The sequence below is a fragment of the Caballeronia sp. SL2Y3 genome (assembly GCF_022879575.1).
In the GTDB taxonomy this organism is placed as follows: Bacteria; Pseudomonadota; Gammaproteobacteria; order Burkholderiales; family Burkholderiaceae; genus Caballeronia.
The window spans coordinates 2,422,030-2,441,191 of the sequence record NZ_CP084260.1; the positions used below are offsets into that span (position 1 = coordinate 2,422,030).

Here is a 19,162-nt window from a genome sequence, read left to right on the forward strand (position 1 = left end):
CGAACGCCATTTCGCCCAACGGCCGATGCGTGCGCGGCGCGGTTTCCCTCTTCCGCAGCGTTTCGTCCAACTGACTCGCATCGCGTAATGCCCGACCGAGATTATCTCGTTTCAGACTTGATTGGCGCGTGCGCGGCGCGGTCTCGCCTTCGCAGGCGTTCGCCCATCGAGCTGGCGTTAAGCAATGCCCGGCGATCACCGCCCACCCTCGCTCAACCGAACGCCTTGCCCCACCCGCCTTCGAACGCCGTTTCGCCCAGCGGCCGACGCGTGCGCGGCGCGCTTTCCCTCTCGCGCAGGGTTTCGTCCAGCTGACTCGCGTCGCCGTGATGCCCGACCGAAATCATCGCGATCAACTGCACGTCGTCCGGCACCGAGAACGCCGCGCGGAAGGCGTCGCGATCGAAGCCGCCCATCTGATGCGCCGCGAGGTCCAGCGCGTGCGCCTGAAGCACGAGCGCCATCGCCGCCGCGCCGGTGTCGTAGGCGGCGGCCTGATTCGGCTCGCCCTTCGGCGTCAGCGTGGACGCCGCCACGCAGATCAACAACGGCACGTTCGCGTTCCACTTCTGGTTGAACGGCACGAGCGTGTCGAACGCGCGCTGAAACGCCGCTTCGTCGCGATAACGGTCGAACACGAGAAACCGCCACGGCTGCAAATTACTCGACGACGGCGCCCAGCGGGCCGCTTCCAGCAACCGATGCAACTGCGCGCGGTCGACCGGCTCGTCCGAATACGCGCGCGGGCTCCAGCGGCCGGCCAGCAGATCGTGGATGTCGATATCGGTCGGAGCGGGCTTTGCACTCATGGCGTGACTCCTTGTCATGTGAGAAACGTCAAGCATAAACAAGGACGCCGCAGCACGCAGACACCGCTATCGCGTCAGGTAGCGGCCACGCCGGCAGCACGCCCCGCCCGGTTGATGCGCAGCACCGCCACCGCCGCGACCAGGCACAGACCGCCGGAAATCATCGTGGCGACGGTGTAGCTGCCGAGGCTGGAGCGCAGCATGCCGCCGCCCAGTGCCGCGAACGCCGCGCCGAGCTGATGCCCCGCGACGATCCAGCCGAACACGATCGGCGCGGATTCCTTGCCGTAGACGTCGGTGGCGAGGCGCACGGTCGGCGGAACGGTGGCGATCCAGTCGAGGCCGTAAAACACTGCGAAGACCGGCAAACCGAAGAAGTCGATGCCGAACGCATAGGGCAAATACATCAGCGACAGCCCACGCAGCCCGTAGTACCAGAAGAGCAGCACGCGCGCGTTGAAGCGGTCGGACAGCCAGCCCGAAAGCGTGGTGCCGAAGAGATCGAAAATGCCCATTGCGGCGAGCAGCGTCGCGCCCTGCACCTGCGTCATGCCGTAATCCGCGCACATGGCGATCAGATGCGTGCCGACGTAGCCGTTCGTGCTCGCGCCGCAGACGAAGAAGCTGAAAAAAAGCAGCCAGAAATCCCGTGTCTTGCTCGCCGACGACAGCGCGCCGAACGCCACCTTGATCGGATTCTTATGCGCCGCAGCGGCGGCGGGCGGCGTGCCGGCGGCCTCTCCGACGGGCCGCAGCGCGACATCGGCCGGACGCTCGGGAAGCAGCCACGCGACGAGCGGCAGCACGACCGCCGCCGCCACAGCGACCACGAATACGACCGGCCGCCAGCCGTGGTGCTCGGAAATCGACGCGAGGAACGGCAGGAACACGAGCTGACCGGTGGCCGAACTCGCAGTGAGAATGCCCATGGCGAGGCCTCGATGCGTCGTGAACCAGCGGTTCACGACCGTCGCCGAGAGCGTCAGGGCAGCGACGCCCGTCGCGCCACCGACCACCACGCCCCAGACCAGCACCATTTGCCACGGCGCGGTCATCATCGAAGACGCGCCGACGCCCGCCGCCAGCGTGGCCAGCGCGGCGAGCAAGGTCGGGCGCACGCCGAAACGCTGCATCGCGGCGGCGGCGAACGGGCCGGTCAAGCCGTACAGCGCGAGATTGATGGAGATGGCCAGCGAAATGGTGCCGCGTGACCAGCCGAGCTGCTTTTCGAGCGGCAGCATCATCACGCTCGGCGTGGCGCGCGTGCCGGCTGCGGCCAGCAGCACCAGAAACACGACGCCCACCGTCACCCATCCGTAGTGCATGCGGCCTTCGAGCCGTTTCGCTACCCAATTCATCGCCGCTCCGCTTCGTTGATTTTCTTCGTTACTGGTCAGTCACATTGGAGTTGCGAGCTTAGTTACTGATCGGTAACATGTCAAGACCCAAGCAGTTCTCGAGGACCCGACTTTGACACGATCATCCGCCGCCCCGGCTAAATCCCCTGCCCGCCGTCAGGTTCGGACCGACGGCGCGACGGCGCAGGAGCAACTACTCGACGCGGCGCAGGCACTTTTTTATCGCGAAGGCATTCGCGCGGTCGGCGTCGATGCCGTCGTGGAGCGGGCCGGCGTCAACAAGATGAGTCTGTATCGGCGGTTTGCGTCGAAGGACGAGCTCGTCGTCGCGTATCTGGAGCGCATGGACGACCGCTTCCGGCAACGGCTCGAGGCGAGCATCGACAAACATCCGGGCGATCCGGCGAAACAACTCGTGCAGGCGTTCGACGATCTCGTCGAGCGGGCGTGTGCGCCGGATTATCGCGGCTGCCCGTTTGTGAACGTGTCGTGCGAGTTCGGCGACCCGACGCATCCTGCGCGGCAACTCGTCGAGCGCAACAAACACTACGTGATGACGCGCTTCATCGAAAAATGTCAGGCGGCCGGCGCCGAACAGCCAGTCGAACTGGCAGAATCGCTGGCACTGCTTCTCGATGGCGTGTACGCGACGAGTCAGACTTATGGCCCAGGGTCGGGGCCGCTGCGCGCGGCTTCGCGCGTGGCGCGCACGCTCGTTGATGCTGCATGCAAGAAAGGCAATCACCCGCAAGGAAATCAGGAAAGCTCATGAAGGACCGAAGCACCCGCGACGGAGTGATCGCGGCCACCGAGCACTGGCTCACGCGAGCGGTCATCGGCCTCAATCTGTGCCCGTTCGCCAAGAGCGTGCACGTGAAGGGACAGATCCGCTATGTAGTGAGCGAAGCGCGAACCGTGGAAGACGTGGTCGTGGAACTCGCGGACGAATTGCGCCTATTGCACGAAAGCGATCCTGAGGCCATCGACACGACGCTTTTCATCACGCCCGACGCCTTCGCCGATTTCACCGATTACAACGACGCGCTCTTTTTTGCCGAACGTCTGCTCGGCGAACTGAAGCTGGCCGGCGAGTTGCAGATTGCCAGCTTTCATCCGCAGTATCAGTTCGACGGCACCGAAGCAGACGATATCGACAACTACACGAATCGCGCCCCGTTTCCTATCTTCCATCTGTTGCGCGAAGCGAGCATCGATCGCGCGGTCGCCGCGTTTCCGGACGCGTCCGACATCTACGAGCGCAACATCGAAACGCTGCGCCGTCTCGGGCACGACGGCTTCAAGGCGTGGATGAAGAAATGCTAACTACTGCGTAAAGAAACGCTCGCGGAGCTCGTCGAGCCCCAGCGTTTCGAGCACATCCGAGAGCCGCTGCGCCGGACGGCCGCGCGGCAAGTCCTTGAACTGCGCAATGATCAGTTCGTTCTTCATCGAATGTTCCCAGCCTACGAGCTCGGTCACGCTGACCTGATAGCCATGCGATTCGAGTTGCAGGCAACGCAGCACGTTGGTGATCTGGCTTCCGAATTCGCGCGTGTGCAGCGGATGCCGCCACATTTCGGTCAGCACATTCTTCGAGAGCGCGTGTCCCTTGTTCTTGCGCAGCACCGACGCGACTTCCGCCTGACAGCACGGCACCACCACGATGTACTTCGCCTTCTTCTGTAGAGCGAAATGGATGGCGTCGTCCGTTGCGGTATTGCATGCATGCAATGCGGTCACGACATCGGCCGTGTCCGGCAATTGCTGGGAATGAATCGATTCGGCCACCGACAGATTCAGGAAGGACATGCGATCGAAGCCGAGCCGTTGTGCCAATTCCTCCGACTTTTTTACCAGCTCCTCGCGCGTCTCGATGCCATAGATGTGTGACCGATCGCGCAGAGTCTTGAAGAAGAGATCGTAGAGAATGAAGCCCAGGTAAGACTTCCCTGCTCCGTGATCGACAAGCGACACGGAGCCTTGCCGCTGGTGCACATCGGCCAGAAGCGGTTCGATGAACTGAAACAAGTGGTAGACCTGCTTCAGTTTTCGACGGCTGTCCTGATTCATCTTGCCGTCGCGCGTGAGGATGTGCAGTTCCTTCAGCAGTTCGATGGACTGTCCTGGACGGATTTCATGCTTGGTTTGCGGATCGGACGCGCCGGGCGACGCGGCAGTGGACTTCTTGGCCATCGTAATCAGTGACTCGAGTGTGAAAAGCGGGGCATGTTCGCGCTGAATGTGCGCTAACCGCTGGTTCTGCCGTCTCAAAAGAGGAAGTTTACCCAAAAGCGCAAAGACGCTCTTGTTCCGCCTGACGGTTGGATGGCAAACGTGGCCCGAAAGGGCGCGTGGAACGGATCGTGCATCGTCTGACAATGAGGCCATTGATACAGACAGCACACGATGCGACCCGGAAGATCGCACGACGATGCAACAAGGCAGGAGCAACAAGCTGGGTAGCAAAGCCGCGTTTCGCAACGCTTTCGTTGTCGCCGCGTGTGGCTCTGTTACGTAACACCTAACGCACAGCGCGGCGAATGCGACTCGCCGGCGCCATGATCAAGAGAGGACGGCGATGGATGCGATCCCGGACAAAAAAGCAGAGAAGCAGTTTCAGGAGATGCTCGCGGCACTGACCGCAATGCCCGCGTGGAGCGAAAAGCAGCAACTCGAGCTGGAGATGGCCCGAGAGATTTCCGTGGAAATGTTGCGCCTGGCAGAATCGATGCGCGACGGCTCCACCGATATCGAAACATGCCTGACCATGCTCAAGTACGCGAAGGTGATGGACTTCGTGCTGACGACGCTCGCGTCGCGCCGGGACATCGCCCCGCAGACGCTGCGCGTGATCTTCAAGCTAGCCGGCTTGAAGGTCGATGAAGCCTATCCTGGCTGACGCGCCGTCCCGCCTGAAGCCGGCCCGCCCTCCGAGGACGCGCCGGCTTTACGTCTTGCGTTTGGTCATGAGGCGCGCCGCGGAATTGCGCATGTGCCGCTGCATGGCGGCCTGAGCCTGAACCGCGTCGCGCGCTTCGAGCGCTTCAAGAATGTCGCGGTGCTCCGTCAGCGCGGCCGCCCACGTTTCTTCTCCCTCGAAATGCCCCCGAAGCGTCGATGACAGCGGGCTATGGCGCTCGTCGTAGAGCGCGCCGACGGTCCGCACCAGCACGTCGTTGCCGGACATCTGCGCGATCGCGACATGAAACGCGCGATCCGCGGTCATGGGTATGAGGCCGTTCTCCACTTCGCGCGCCATCGTTTCGTACACCGTACGCAGCGCCTTCAGCGCCTTCGGCCGCGCGAACGGTGCGACGCTCGCGGCAATCGCGCCCTCGATCACGCTGCGCGCATTCATGATCTCGATGGGACTCTCGCCGAGTTCGGCTTCGGCGCGCGGCGGCTTCGCAGCCGGCGTCGCACTGATATAGACGCCCGAACCCATCCGAATCTCGACGCGCCCTTCCAGTTCGAGCGCAACCAGCGCCTCGCGCACGGACGGCCGCGACACGCCGAGCGTCTGCGCCAGTTCGCGCTCCGAAGGCAGCCGGCCGTTCGGCGCGAAATCCTTCTGGTCGATCAACCCGCGCAGCTTGTCGGCGATCTGCAAATAAAGACGCCGGGTCTCCGGTGGTTTCACACTCACGTGCTGACTCCTGAAAGCTCGGGGAAAACGTGAATTGTAATCAGGCGAGGCGCTGAAGCACCGTAGACAAGCGGTTCAGCGAACATTGGCTGCTTACAAGTGGCTTGACCAATCGCGATTGAAGCTACTAGTATGCGATCTGGTAAGGCCACGTGGCCATCTTTTTTTCGATCCTGCTGGAACCGTTTCCAGACAGGGACCACCGAGCCCATTACGCCATCCGTCGCGGGCACGGCGAATGCCCCGCACGACGTGAGCGACGCAATCATGAGCAATCCGATTCTTCAGTTCGGCACGAGCCGCTTTCTGCAAGCGCACGTGGACCTTTTCGTCGCCGAGGCGGCGCGGCGCGATCCATCGAAGGCGCTCGGCAAGATCACGGTCGTGCAGACCACGTCGAGCGCGGACAGCCGCGCCCGCACGGATGCGCTGCGTGCAACGGGACGCTATCCGGTGCGCATTCGCGGACGGCGCGGCGACGAGACCGTGGACGTGACCATCGAAAGCGATTCGATCACCGAGGCGCTGCACGCGAACGAAGACTGGCCGCTGCTCCTGCAACGCATTCAGCGCGACGTGAAAGTCATCGTCTCGAATACGGCCGATGCCGGCTACGCGCTCTTCGATGAAGACACCGCCGACCTGCTCGACGGCCGCCGCACGCCGCGCGGCTTCGCCGCAAAGCTCGCGGTGCTCTTGCATGCGCGCTTCGGCGCGGGCGCCGAGCCGATCACGCTCTTGCCCTGCGAACTGGTTTCCCGCAATGGCGACACGCTGCGCGACCTCGTGTGCGGCGTCGCGCGCGGGTGGAAACTGGACGACGCTTTCATCAGCTATCTGACGAACGACTGCATCTGGGTCAACTCGCTCGTGGACCGTATCGTTTCGGAGCCGATCGTTCCGGTCGGCGCGATCGCCGAGCCTTACGCGCTGTGGGCCATCGAGCGGCAGCCGCGCATGGTGCTGCCGTGCGAGCACGAAGATATCGTCGTGACCGACGATCTTGCGCACTACGAACGGCTCAAATTGCTGCTGCTCAACCTCGGCCACACGATGCTGGCCGAGCTTTGGCGTACGCGCAACGGCGCGCCGGACATGACCGTGCTCGACGCCATGCGGGACCCCGCTTACCGCGACCCGCTGGAAACAGTTTGGCGTGACGAAGTGCTACCGGTGTTCACCGGACTCGGCCAGCACGACGTTGCCACGGAATATCTCGCGAGCGTGCGTGACCGGTTCGAGAACCCGTTTCTCGTGCATCGCCTTGCGGACATCGCGCGCAATCATGAGGAGAAAAAGGCCCGGCGCTTCCAGCCGGTCATCGAACTCGCTAGCGAGCTCAAGCTCGATGTCGAGCAGAAACGACTGCGCGAGGCCTTGCGAACGACACCCCACTGATTAGCCACGCCAGTCCGCCGCAGAAGCGGACAACACACTGAATTCCATCAACACGGCCCGCCGCACGGCATGAGGCGGACCGGCCGACACGAACGTAGTGCCGCTTCCAGCAGGAGACACAAATGCGCAAGATGCGTTGGGTAGTAATATTTCTGGCCTTCCTGGCCATCGCGATCAATTACATCGACCGGGCGAATCTCGCCGTCGCGGCCCCACAGATTGAAAAGGCGCTCGGCATCGGCCCGGCGGAGATGGGCTTCATTCTGAGCGGCTTCTTCTGGACCTACGCGCTGATGCAGATGCCGTTCGGCTGGTTCGTCGATCGCGTCGGCGCGCGCATTGCGCTTCCGTTGGCGGTCGGCTGGTGGTCGGTATTCACGGCGCTGACGGCGGCGACCACGAGCGTCGCCGGCATGTTCGGCTGCCGGCTGATGCTCGGCATCGGCGAAGCGGGCGCGTATCCGTCCTGCGCGAAACTCGTGTCGCAATGGTTCACGAAAGAACAGCGCGCCTTCGCGACCAGCATTTTCGATAGCGGCTCGCGCGTCGGCTCCGCGCTGTCGATTCCTGTCGTCGCGCTCATCATCAGTTCGTTCGGCTGGGAAGCGTCGTTCGTGATCACCGGCCTGCTCGGCTTCGTGTGGATCGTGGGCTGGTTCGCGATCTACCGGAACAAGTCGAAGGGCGACCTCACCGGCGAAGTCGATGCGCCGCCGCAACCGGTTGCCCCGAAGAACAAAGTGTCGTGGGCCTCGCTTTTCAAGTACCGCACGCTGTGGGGCATGATGCTCGGCTTCTTCTGCCTGAACTTCGTGATCTACTTCTTCATCACGTGGTTCCCGAGCTATCTGGTTCAGGCGCACGGCTTCTCGCTGAAATCGCTCGGCACGCTCGGCACGATTCCCGCGCTGATGTCGATTCCGGGCGGCTGGCTCGGCGGCTTCGTCTCCGACTCGCTCTTCAAGCGCGGCTGGAGCCTGACCGCAGCGCGCAAGACCTGCATGGTCGGCGGCATGCTGCTCTCGTCGGTCATCACGTTGTCGGCGTTCACGTCGAACATCTATCTGATGCTTGCTTTCTTCGGCATTGCTTACGCGAGCCTCGCGTTCGCCGCGGCCAGCATCTGGTCGCTTCCGAGCGACGTCGCGCCGACGCCGGACCACGTTGCGTCGATCGGCGGCATTCAGAACTTCGCGTCGAACCTGGCGGGCATCGTCATCACGACGTTCACCGGCGTGATGCTTTCCATCACCAAGGGCTCCTTCGTTATTCCGCTGTGCGTCGCGGGCGGATTTTGCTTCCTCGGCGCGTTCAGCTATCTTGTGATCGTCGGCAAGATCGAGCCGCTCGATGAAGCGGATAAACGCGCCGTTGGCGACAAGCGCGCACCCTCCACCATCTAAGAAAGATCATGTCCACCGTATCCAACGACCATGCGGTCATCCGGCTGCATCCGAAAGACGACGTCGTTATCGCGACACGTCAGTTGCTTTCCGGCGCGCGCATTGCGTCGGAGGATCTCGTCGTCACCGGGCTGATTCCGCCGGGCCACAAGATCGCGACCCGCGCGATCGCGGCGGGCGAGCCCGTCAAACGCTACAACCAGATCATCGGCGTGGCGAAAGAGGCGATTGCGCGCGGCCAGCACGTGCACACGCAAAATCTCTCGATGGCCGATTTCGCCCGGGAACACGAGTTCGGCGTCGACAAGCATCCGACGCCGTTCGTCGAGTCGCCGGCCACGTTCATGGGCATTCGCCGCGACGACGGGCGCGTCGCCACGCGCAATTTCGTCGGCGTGCTGACGAGCGTGAACTGCTCGGCGACGGTCGCGCGCGCGATCGCGGACCATTTCAGGCGCGACGTGCATCCGGAAGTGCTGGCGGATTATCCGAACGTCGACGGCGTGATCGCGCTCACGCACGGACTGGGATGCGGCATCGACATGCAGGGCGAAGGGCTCGGCATTCTGCGCCGGACGCTCGCTGGCTACGCGGTGCATCCGAATTTTCATTCGGTGCTGTTCGTCGGCTTGGGCTGCGAGACGAATCAGATCGGCGGCGTGCTCGAATCGGCCGGGTTGAAGGACGGCGAGCGCCTGCGCAGCTTCACCATTCAGGACAGCGGCGGCACGCGGAAAACCATCGAACGCGGCATCGCGATGGTCAAAGAAATGCTCGCGGACGCCAATCGCGTGCAGCGCGAGCCGTTGCCGGCGTCGCATTTGATCGTCGGCTTGCAGTGCGGCGGCTCGGACGGCTACTCCGGCATTTCGGCGAATCCGGCACTCGGCGCGGCAGTCGACAAGCTGGTCGCGCACGGCGGCACGGCCATTCTTTCTGAAACGCCCGAGGTCTACGGCGCAGAGCATTTGCTGACGCGCCGCGCGGTGAGCCGCGAAGTCGGCGAAAAGCTGCTTGCGCGCATCAAGTGGTGGGAAACCTACTGCGAGCGCAACGGTGCGGCGATGGACAACAACCCGTCGGCGGGCAACAAGGTCGGCGGTCTGACCACGATTCTCGAAAAATCGCTCGGTGCAGTCGCCAAGGGCGGCACGACCAATCTCGTCGAAGTGTACGAGTACGCGCAGCGTATCGACGCGAAGGGCTTCGTTTTCATGGATTCGCCCGGCTACGATCCGATGTCCGCTACCGGTCAGGTGGCATCCGGCGCGAATCTGATCTGCTTCACGACCGGCCGCGGCTCGGCTTACGGCTGCGCGCCGTCGCCATCGCTCAAGCTCGCGACGAACACGGCGCTGTGGGAGCGGCAGGAAGACGACATGGATATCAATTGCGGCGGCGTGATCGACGGCACCGCGACCATCGACCAGCTCGGCGACGAGATTTTCCAGATGATGCTGGACTGCGCGTCAGGCGTGCCGTCGAAGAGCGAGCAGCATGGGTACGGGCAGAGCGAGTTCGTGCCGTGGCAGGTTGGTGTGGTGACTTGATTACTCGTGGCAATTGGACGGCGCACATCGCGGAAAGGCTTCCGCGATGGTGCGCGGTCGTGAGCTCCAGCCATCGTTTGGCGGAAGCCGTCCGGTCTTTCGAAAGCTCGTCTAACATGACGTGCGGACCCGCATCGCATGAGGAGCGACACGATGATGAACAGTCGATTACCAACGATGCCGTTGGATTAGACGGTCGCGGAATGCTCCGCCATCATCCGCAGAGCAACGGCCTCGGCGACTTCGATGCCGTCGATTGCCGCCGAGTAGATGCCGCCCGCGTACCCCGCGCCCTCGCCTGCCGGGTATAAGCCTTCGACGTTCACGCTCTGATAGTCATCATTTCGGCGCACGCGCAACGGCGAAGATGTGCGCGTCTCGACGCCGGTTAGCACCGCATCGTGCATCGCGAAGCCGGGGAGCTTCTTGTCGATCTGCGGCAACGCTTCCCGGATCGCCTCGATCACGTAATCGGGCAGAACCGTGCTGAGATCCGTCGGCTTGACGCCCGGCTTGTACGATGGAATCACAGAGCCGAGCGACGATGACGGACGGCCGGCAATGAAGTCGCCGACGAGCTGCGCAGGCGCGCAATAATCGCCGCCGCCGAGTTCGAACGCACGCTCTTCCCACTTCCGCTGAAACGCGATTCCCGCCAGAGGACCGCCCGGATAATCCTCCGGCGTGATCCCGACGACGATGCCCGCGTTCGCATTCCGCTCCGCGCGCGAGTACTGGCTCATGCCGTTGGTCACGACGCGCCCCGGCTCGGACGTCGCCGCGACGACCGTCCCGCCCGGGCACATGCAAAAGCTGTAGACGGAGCGTCCATTGCTGCAGTGATGCACCACTTTGTAGTCGGCAGCGCCCAGGCGCTCGTGCCCGGCAAACTTGCCGAAGCGACTACGGTCGATCACGCCCTGCGGATGCTCGATGCGAAAGCCCAGGGAAAACGGTTTGGCTTCCATGAAAACGCCGCGTTTGTGCAGCATCTCGAAGGTATCGCGCGCGCTATGTCCGACGGCCAGCACGACGTGGTCGCAGCGAAGCGTTTCGCCCGTCGACAGGCGCAGGCCGCGCACCTTGCCGTTATCGATGTCGATGTCTTCCACGCGCTGCTGAAAACGCACTTCGCCGCCAAGCTGGTGAATCGTCGCGCGCATCTTCTCGACCATGCTAACGAGTCGAAAGGTGCCAATATGCGGGCGGCTCAAATAGAGAATGTCTTCCGGCGCGCCCGCTTTGACGAATTCGTCGAGAACTTTCCGGCCGTAGTGCTTCGGATCCTTGATCTGGCTATATAGCTTTCCGTCCGAGAACGTACCGGCGCCACCTTCTCCGAACTGCACATTGGACTCCGGCTGGAGTTCGTTCCGCCGCCAAAGACCCCACGTGTCTTTCGTTCTTTCGCGCACGGCCTTTCCGCGCTCAAGGATGATCGGCCGAAAACCCATTTGCGCCAGAATCAGCCCGGCGAATAGCCCGCAAGGCCCCATGCCGATGACGACCGGTCGGAGCATCGCGGACCGCTCGGGCGCTCGCGCCACGAAGTGGTACGTCATATCCGGCGTCACGCCGCAGTGCGGATGCGGGTGCGCCTTCAGGCGATCCAGCGCAGACGCTTCGTCCTTCACCGTGACATCGATGATGTACGTCAGCTTGATGTCGGCGCGTTTGCGGGCGTCATGAGCGCGGCGGAAGACGTGGAAATCGACGAGTTCCTCCGCCGCGATCCCGATTTCGGCAAGACGCGCGATGACGGCGGGCTTGATCGCAGAATCGGGGTGATCCAGCGGCAGTTTGATTTCGCTTAAACGTAGCATGAGAACTCGATGACAACGACGATGCGGAATACGACGGAGATTCTAGCGCGCCTAAATCGGTTCGCCGCGCGAGTCGACTTGCGCACCGCGCGCGGGGCCAGAAAACGCAAAAACCCCACCTTTTCGGGGTGGGGTTTTTGTTTTGCAAGGGGGAGCCTGACGATTACCTACTTTCACACGGGCAATCCGCACTATCATCGGCGTGGAGTCGTTTCACGGTCCTGTTCGGGATGGGAAGGGGTGGGACCGACTCGCTATGGTCATCAGGCATAAAGGGGATGTTGTATCGCCTGTGGGGCGCTACAACCAATCGGGGAAGAAGTAGTGTGTTAGGGCAGTGACTGTGGGCACAGTCGCTACTCAACCCGTGTGGCCCTCTTCGAGGGTGGGGTCCAAGTAAGCGCTGAAGCGCTAACTTTGACCGACAAGACACACTGGTTATAGGATCAAGCCTTACGGGCAATTAGTATCAGTTAGCTCAATGCATTACTGCACTTACACACCTGACCTATCAACGTCCTGGTCTGGAACGACCCTTCAAGGGGCTCGAAGCCCCGGGGATATCTCATCTTAAGGCGAGTTTCCCGCTTAGATGCTTTCAGCGGTTATCTCTTCCGAACATAGCTACCCGGCGATGCCACTGGCGTGACAACCGGTACACCAGAGGTTCGTCCACTCCGGTCCTCTCGTACTAGGAGCAGCCCCCTTCAAATATCCAACGCCCACGGCAGATAGGGACCAAACTGTCTCACGACGTTTTAAACCCAGCTCACGTACCTCTTTAAATGGCGAACAGCCATACCCTTGGGACCGGCTACAGCCCCAGGATGAGATGAGCCGACATCGAGGTGCCAAACACCGCCGTCGATATGAACTCTTGGGCGGTATCAGCCTGTTATCCCCAGAGTACCTTTTATCCGTTGAGCGATGGCCCTTCCATACAGAACCACCGGATCACTATGACCTGCTTTCGCACCTGCTCGACTTGTCGGTCTCGCAGTTAAGCACGCTTATGCCATTGCACTATCAGCACGATTTCCGACCGTACCTAGCGTACCTTCGTACTCCTCCGTTACGCTTTGGGAGGAGACCGCCCCAGTCAAACTGCCTACCATGCACTGTCCCCGATCCGGATCACGGACCAAGGTTAGAACCTCAAACAAACCAGGGTGGTATTTCAAGGACGGCTCCACCGAAACTGGCGTTCCGGTTTCATAGCCTCCCACCTATCCTACACAGATCGGTTCAAAGTCCAATGCAAAGCTACAGTAAAGGTTCATGGGGTCTTTCCGTCTAGCCGCGGGGAGATTGCATCATCACAAACACTTCAACTTCGCTGAGTCTCGGGAGGAGACAGTGTGGCCATCGTTACGCCATTCGTGCAGGTCGGAACTTACCCGACAAGGAATTTCGCTACCTTAGGACCGTTATAGTTACGGCCGCCGTTTACCGGGACTTCAATCAAGAGCTTGCACCCCATCATTTAATCTTCCGGCACCGGGCAGGCGTCACACCCTATACGTCCACTTTCGTGTTTGCAGAGTGCTGTGTTTTTATTAAACAGTCGCAGCCACCAGTTTATTGCAACCCTTTCACCCTCCTGGCGCAGGCCAGTCAAGCTACCAGGGCGTACCTTATCCCGAAGTTACGGTACCAATTTGCCGAGTTCCTTCTCCCGAGTTCTCTCAAGCGCCTTAGAATACTCATCTCGCCCACCTGTGTCGGTTTGCGGTACGGTCATCGTTAGACTGAAGCTTAGAGGCTTTTCTTGGAACCACTTCCAATTGCTTCGTGACCGAAGTCACTCGCGCCACACCCTTGAATTATGTGCCCGGATTTGCCTAAGCACCTTCTCCAATGCAGCGACCGGGACGTCCAACACCCGGACAACCTTCCGCGATCCGTCCCCCCATCGCATCTAACAATGGTGCAGGAATATTGACCTGCTTCCCATCAGCTACGCATTTCTGCCTCGCCTTAGGGGCCGACTCACCCTACGCCGATGAACGTTGCGTAGGAAACCTTGGGCTTACGGCGAGGGGGCTTTTCACCCCCTTTATCGCTACTCATGTCAGCATTCGCACTTCCGATACCTCCAGCACGCTTTTCAACGCACCTTCGCAGGCTTACGGAACGCTCTCCTACCATGCGTGTAAAACACGCATCCGCAGCTTCGGTGACTGGCTTGAGCCCCGTTACATCTTCCGCGCAGGACGACTCGATCAGTGAGCTATTACGCTTTCTTTAAAGGGTGGCTGCTTCTAAGCCAACCTCCTGACTGTTTTAGCCTTCCCACTTCGTTTCCCACTTAGCCAATCTTTGGGACCTTAGCTGGCGGTCTGGGTTGTTTCCCTCTTGACACCGGACGTTAGCACCCGATGTCTGTCTCCCGTGATTGCACTCTTCGGTATTCGGAGTTTGCTATGGCGTAGTAATCCGCAATGGACCCCACAACCATGACAGTGCTCTACCCCCGAAGGTGATACACGAGGCACTACCTAAATAGTTTTCGGAGAGAACCAGCTATTTCCAAGTTTGTTTAGCCTTTCACCCCTATCCACAGCTCATCCCCTAACTTTTCAACGTTAGTGGGTTCGGTCCTCCAGTACGTGTTACCGCACCTTCAACCTGGCCATGGATAGATCACTTGGTTTCGGGTCTACGCCCAGCAACTGATCGCCCTATTCGGACTCGCTTTCGCTACGCCTGCCTTAATCAGTTAAGCTCGCTACTGAACGTAAGTCGCTGACCCATTATACAAAAGGTACGCCGTCACCCCTTGACAGGGCTCCGACTGTTTGTATGCATGCGGTTTCAGGATCTATTTCACTCCCCTCCCGGGGTTCTTTTCGCCTTTCCCTCACGGTACTGGTTCACTATCGGTCGATCACGAGTATTTAGCCTTGGAGGATGGTCCCCCCATCTTCAGACAGGATTTCACGTGTCCCGCCCTACTTGTCGTACCCCTAGTTCTTTCATACTGTTTTCGCTTACAGGGCTATCACCTGCTATGGCCGCACTTTCCAGAGCGTTCAGCTAACAATACAAATAAAGAGTACAGGCTCTTCCCATTTCGCTCGCCACTACTTTGGGAATCTCGGTTGATTTCTTTTCCTGCGGTTACTTAGATGTTTCAGTTCACCGCGTTCGCTTCACATAGCCTATGTATTCAGCTATGGATACTCCATACGGAGTGGGTTTCCCCATTCGGACATCTTCGGATCAATGCTCGTTTGCCAGCTCCCCGAAGCTTTTCGCAGGCTACCGCGTCCTTCATCGCCTGTGATCGCCAAGGCATCCACCACATGCACTTGTTCGCTTGACCCTATAACGAGTGTGTCTCTTTGCTGCTCTAGACTCACACGCTACAGGCTGAGTATTCGCGTTGTGCCGTATTCCAAGTCATCAATTAAGATCACTTTTCATACTCGATACAATCACTACCCTGACTACCCTACTCACACCCATCTCTAAGTGCTTTCAGATAATCTCTTTACTACTTCTTCCTGATTGTTAAAGAACGTTTAGCCGATAGGTGTCTTGCAATACCCACAGCATCAACTGGCTAGCAATCGCCAATGCTTAATGCTTCGCTTTTTGCGAAACCCTAAGCATTGAGGATTGGTGGAGGATGACGGGATCGAACCGACGACCCCCTGCTTGCAAAGCAGGTGCTCTCCCAGCTGAGCTAATCCCCCGTATGCCTGACTTGAGTTCGAAGCTCGGTCAGCACTTGTTAGGGTGGTGGGTCTGGTTGGATTCGAACCAACGACCCCCGCCTTATCAAGACGGTGCTCTAACCGACTGAGCTACAGACCCTTAGCCTGTTTCTAAACCACAGCCGATAAGCGTGAGCGCTTGCTAGTTTCGTGCGAAGCTCGAGAAAGGAGGTGATCCAGCCGCACCTTCCGATACGGCTACCTTGTTACGACTTCACCCCAGTCATGAATCCTACCGTGGTGACCGTCCTCCTTGCGGTTAGACTAGCCACTTCTGGTAAAACCCACTCCCATGGTGTGACGGGCGGTGTGTACAAGACCCGGGAACGTATTCACCGCGGCATGCTGATCCGCGATTACTAGCGATTCCAGCTTCACGCAGTCGAGTTGCAGACTGCGATCCGGACTACGATCGGTTTTCTGGGATTGGCTCCACCTCGCGGCTTGGCAACCCTCTGTTCCGACCATTGTATGACGTGTGAAGCCCTACCCATAAGGGCCATGAGGACTTGACGTCATCCCCACCTTCCTCCGGTTTGTCACCGGCAGTCTCCTTAGAGTGCTCTTGCGTAGCAACTAAGGACAAGGGTTGCGCTCGTTGCGGGACTTAACCCAACATCTCACGACACGAGCTGACGACAGCCATGCAGCACCTGTGCGCCGGTTCTCTTTCGAGCACTCCCGCCTCTCAGCAGGATTCCGACCATGTCAAGGGTAGGTAAGGTTTTTCGCGTTGCATCGAATTAATCCACATCATCCACCGCTTGTGCGGGTCCCCGTCAATTCCTTTGAGTTTTAATCTTGCGACCGTACTCCCCAGGCGGTCAACTTCACGCGTTAGCTACGTTACTAAGGAAATGAATCCCCAACAACTAGTTGACATCGTTTAGGGCGTGGACTACCAGGGTATCTAATCCTGTTTGCTCCCCACGCTTTCGTGCATGAGCGTCAGTGTTGGCCCAGGAGGCTGCCTTCGCCATCGGTATTCCTCCACATCTCTACGCATTTCACTGCTACACGTGGAATTCTACCTCCCTCTGCCACACTCAAAGCCTGCCAGTCACCAATGCAGTTCCCAGGTTAAGCCCGGGGATTTCACATCGGTCTTAACAGACCGCCTGCGCACGCTTTACGCCCAGTAATTCCGATTAACGCTCGCACCCTACGTATTACCGCGGCTGCTGGCACGTAGTTAGCCGGTGCTTATTCTTCCGGTACCGTCATCCTCCATCCATATTAGGGACGAAGTTTTCTTTCCGGACAAAAGTGCTTTACAACCCGAAGGCCTTCTTCACACACGCGGCATTGCTGGATCAGGGTTGCCCCCATTGTCCAAAATTCCCCACTGCTGCCTCCCGTAGGAGTCTGGGCCGTGTCTCAGTCCCAGTGTGGCTGGTCGTCCTCTCAGACCAGCTACAGATCGTCGCCTTGGTAGGCCTTTACCCCACCAACTAGCTAATCTGCCATCGGCCGCCCCTACAGCGCGAGGTCCGAAGATCCCCCGCTTTCCTCCGTAGATCGTATGCGGTATTAATCCGGCTTTCGCCGGGCTATCCCCCACTACAGGACACGTTCCGATGTATTACTCACCCGTTCGCCACTCGCCGCCAGGCCGAAGCCCGCGCTGCCGTCCGACTTGCATGTGTAAGGCATGCCGCCAGCGTTCAATCTGAGCCAGGATCAAACTCTTCAGTTCAATGCCTGTTACTGTTTTCGGTTCATCTAAGAACCGGTCGCTCACTCAACGTACTGACGATGATTAATCCGTCTCTCGACAGACAAACCTTCCTCTGATACTTCGTGTGAGACTCTTGATACTTTTGCTTGCCCGGCTCCGAAGAACCGGCCGCACTCACCATCAAGCGCCCACACTTATCGGCTGTTAGTTTTTAAAGAGCAATCCGCCAAGACTTTTTACTTCACCGTACCGAGAACCTCGCTCAGCACCGCTTCGTCTTGCGTCGCTGCATCAGCAGCAGAGAAACGAGATTATGTACGTCGTTTCGATCAGTGTCAACAAGTTTTTGAAGCTTCTTTTTGACTCGCCTTCCGGCCCTGACCTGCGAACCAAACGGCTCACTTAAAGCAAACGGGCCGTGCGGACATCGCACGACCCGTCGACGCTCAAATCTTGGTGCCGGCTGCAGGACTCGAACCCGCCACCTGATGATTACAAATCAACTGCTCTACCAGATGAGCTAAGCCGGCGAAGGACGAGATTCTACTTCATTTAACGACTTTCAGGTGCGACCGGCCAGAGGATTTCGAAGCGTCGTCATCCGAGAGGCCCGACGGCGCTTCGTCGCGCGACGAAGCCGCTGCAGCGCCCGACTGATCCTCCGCCGGAGACTCCACGCGACGGGCTTCCCGATCGGTCGAGCGGGGTGCGGCCGACACGCTCGGCTCGCTCGCGGTATGCGACGACTGCTCGACCGGGAACGCCATTCCCTGCCCGTTTTCGCGGGCATAAATGGCGAGCACGTTGGCGACCTGCACCTCGATCTTGTGCGACTTGCCGGAGAAGCGCGCGCTGAACTCGATCCATTCGTTTCCCATCTGCAACTGGCTCGTCGCCTCGAAGCTGATGTTGAGCACGATCTCGTCGTTGCGCACGAACTGGCGCGGCACGCGCGTCGCGCCGTCGACTCGCACGGCGATGTGGGGCGTAAAACCGTTATCGGTGCACCATTCGTACAGCGCGCGCAACAGATACGGCTTGGTGGAAATTTCTTGCATCAACTTTCCTCTGCCGGAGCACGGTCGCGCGAACTCGCGCCGGGCGCGCCCCGTTCTCGCAAACTATCGACGCATCACCTTTTCGGAAGGCGTGAGCGCTTCAATATAGGCCGGGCGGCTGAAAATGCGCTCGGCGTACTTCATCAGCGGCGCGGCGTTCTTGGACAGCTCGATGCCATAGTGATCCAGACGCCACAAGAGCGGCGCGATCGCGACGTCGAGCATCGAGAATTCCTCGCCCAGCATGTACTTGTTCTTCAGGAAGATCGGCGCGAGTTGCGTGAGGCGGTCGCGGATCGCGCTGCGCGCCTTTTCGTGGTTCTTCTCGGCCGCCTTGCCCTTCTCGTTTTCGAGCGTGCCGACGTGCACAAAGAGTTCTTTCTCGAAGTTAAGCAGGAACAGACGCGCACGCGCACGCTGGACCGGATCGGCCGGCATGAGCTGCGGATGCGGGAAACGCTCGTCGATGTACTCGTTGATGATGTTCGACTCGTACAGGATCAGGTCGCGCTCGACGAGAATCGGCACTTGACCGTACGGGTTCATCACCGCGATGTCTTCCGGCTTGTTGAACAGATCGACGTCGCGAATCTCGAAATCCATGCCCTTTTCGAACAACACCAGCCGGCAGCGCTGGGAGAACGGGCAAGTAGTGCCGGAATACAGAACCATCATGTTTTTTAAGTCCCTTCAGTAAACTCGAAGGCCGGCCGCGGGGCT

13 protein-coding genes, 3 tRNA genes and 3 rRNA genes are annotated in these 19,162 nt (G+C 59.9%); 6 read left to right on the top strand and 13 right to left on the bottom strand.

What is annotated here, in order from left to right:
* Nucleotides 1-212 precede the first annotated feature (212 nt).
* Together LDZ26_RS11400 and LDZ26_RS11405 are read right to left on the bottom strand one after the other, a co-directional pair.
* Nucleotides 213-809 (bottom strand): nitroreductase family protein, encoded by a 597-nt coding sequence (locus LDZ26_RS11400; protein WP_244847326.1) that lies wholly within the window; start codon nt 807-809, stop codon nt 213-215.
* Nucleotides 810-883: 74 nt separating this feature from the next.
* Complete coding sequence (locus LDZ26_RS11405) at nt 884-2,167, bottom strand: MFS transporter (protein WP_244847327.1); 1,284 nt, start codon at nt 2,165-2,167, stop codon at nt 884-886.
* A gap of 112 nt (nt 2,168-2,279) precedes the next feature.
* Between LDZ26_RS11405 and LDZ26_RS11410 the strand changes: the two genes are divergently transcribed.
* Together LDZ26_RS11410 and LDZ26_RS11415 are read left to right on the top strand one after the other, a co-directional pair.
* On the top strand, nt 2,280-2,939 hold the full coding sequence (locus tag LDZ26_RS11410) for a TetR/AcrR family transcriptional regulator (RefSeq protein WP_244847328.1): 660 nt from the start codon (nt 2,280-2,282) through the stop codon (nt 2,937-2,939).
* Nucleotides 2,936-3,490, top strand: a complete 555-nt coding sequence (locus tag LDZ26_RS11415) for a DUF1415 domain-containing protein (protein WP_244847329.1) — start codon at nt 2,936-2,938, stop codon at nt 3,488-3,490. Before LDZ26_RS11410 ends, LDZ26_RS11415 begins: the two co-directional genes overlap by 4 nt.
* Here LDZ26_RS11415 and LDZ26_RS11420 read toward each other — a convergent pair whose 3' ends face one another.
* Nucleotides 3,491-4,360 carry an SAM-dependent methyltransferase gene (locus LDZ26_RS11420; RefSeq protein WP_244847330.1) on the bottom strand — a complete coding sequence of 290 codons (870 nt, stop codon included), beginning with the start codon at nt 4,358-4,360 and terminating at the stop codon, nt 3,491-3,493.
* 385 nt (nt 4,361-4,745) lie between these two features.
* Between LDZ26_RS11420 and LDZ26_RS11425 the strand changes: the two genes are divergently transcribed.
* Nucleotides 4,746-5,066, top strand: coding sequence for a hypothetical protein (locus tag LDZ26_RS11425; RefSeq protein ID WP_061125643.1), 321 nt, complete (start codon nt 4,746-4,748; stop codon nt 5,064-5,066).
* A 48-nt stretch (nt 5,067-5,114) separates the two neighbouring features.
* On the opposite strand, the gene LDZ26_RS11430 is transcribed toward LDZ26_RS11425, so the two are convergent.
* Nucleotides 5,115-5,813, bottom strand: a complete 699-nt coding sequence (locus LDZ26_RS11430; protein WP_244847331.1) for a FadR/GntR family transcriptional regulator — start codon at nt 5,811-5,813, stop codon at nt 5,115-5,117.
* Between the two features lie 267 nt (nt 5,814-6,080).
* Here LDZ26_RS11430 and LDZ26_RS11435 point away from each other — a divergent pair, with 267 nt between their 5' ends.
* The 3 genes from LDZ26_RS11435 to LDZ26_RS11445 all read left to right on the top strand — a co-directional run bounded on the left by LDZ26_RS11435 (nt 6,081) and on the right by LDZ26_RS11445 (nt 10,164).
* Complete coding sequence (locus tag LDZ26_RS11435; protein ID WP_244847332.1) at nt 6,081-7,211, top strand: mannitol dehydrogenase family protein; 1,131 nt, start codon at nt 6,081-6,083, stop codon at nt 7,209-7,211.
* Nucleotides 7,212-7,333: 122 nt separating this feature from the next.
* A complete protein-coding gene (locus tag LDZ26_RS11440) occupies nt 7,334-8,614 on the top strand; it encodes an MFS transporter (RefSeq protein WP_244847333.1) in 1,281 nt (426 codons plus the stop codon).
* A gap of 8 nt (nt 8,615-8,622) precedes the next feature.
* Nucleotides 8,623-10,164 (top strand): UxaA family hydrolase, encoded by a 1,542-nt coding sequence (locus tag LDZ26_RS11445; RefSeq protein WP_244847334.1) that lies wholly within the window; start codon nt 8,623-8,625, stop codon nt 10,162-10,164.
* Between the two features lie 188 nt (nt 10,165-10,352).
* On the opposite strand, the gene LDZ26_RS11450 is transcribed toward LDZ26_RS11445, so the two are convergent.
* The 9 genes from LDZ26_RS11450 to LDZ26_RS11490 all read right to left on the bottom strand — a co-directional run bounded on the left by LDZ26_RS11450 (nt 10,353) and on the right by LDZ26_RS11490 (nt 19,117).
* Complete coding sequence (locus LDZ26_RS11450) at nt 10,353-11,987, bottom strand: NAD(P)/FAD-dependent oxidoreductase (protein ID WP_244847335.1); 1,635 nt, start codon at nt 11,985-11,987, stop codon at nt 10,353-10,355.
* 154 nt (nt 11,988-12,141) lie between these two features.
* Nucleotides 12,142-12,255 (bottom strand): 5S ribosomal RNA (gene rrf / locus LDZ26_RS11455).
* 174 nt (nt 12,256-12,429) lie between these two features.
* A 23S ribosomal RNA gene (locus LDZ26_RS11460) occupies nt 12,430-15,312 on the bottom strand.
* Between the two features lie 297 nt (nt 15,313-15,609).
* Nucleotides 15,610-15,685, bottom strand: a tRNA-Ala gene (locus tag LDZ26_RS11465).
* A 44-nt stretch (nt 15,686-15,729) separates the two neighbouring features.
* Nucleotides 15,730-15,806 (bottom strand) — tRNA-Ile (locus LDZ26_RS11470).
* A 64-nt stretch (nt 15,807-15,870) separates the two neighbouring features.
* Nucleotides 15,871-17,402, bottom strand: a 16S ribosomal RNA gene (locus LDZ26_RS11475).
* Together the 16S, 23S and 5S rRNA genes with 3 tRNA genes alongside form the textbook arrangement of a ribosomal RNA operon.
* 436 nt (nt 17,403-17,838) lie before the next feature.
* Nucleotides 17,839-17,914, bottom strand: a tRNA-Thr gene (locus LDZ26_RS11480).
* 18 nt (nt 17,915-17,932) lie between these two features.
* Nucleotides 17,933-18,442 (bottom strand): ClpXP protease specificity-enhancing factor, encoded by a 510-nt coding sequence (locus LDZ26_RS11485; RefSeq protein WP_244847336.1) that lies wholly within the window; start codon nt 18,440-18,442, stop codon nt 17,933-17,935.
* A gap of 63 nt (nt 18,443-18,505) precedes the next feature.
* Nucleotides 18,506-19,117, bottom strand: a complete 612-nt coding sequence (locus LDZ26_RS11490; protein ID WP_008344155.1) for a glutathione S-transferase N-terminal domain-containing protein — start codon at nt 19,115-19,117, stop codon at nt 18,506-18,508.
* Nucleotides 19,118-19,162: the final 45 nt, after the last annotated feature.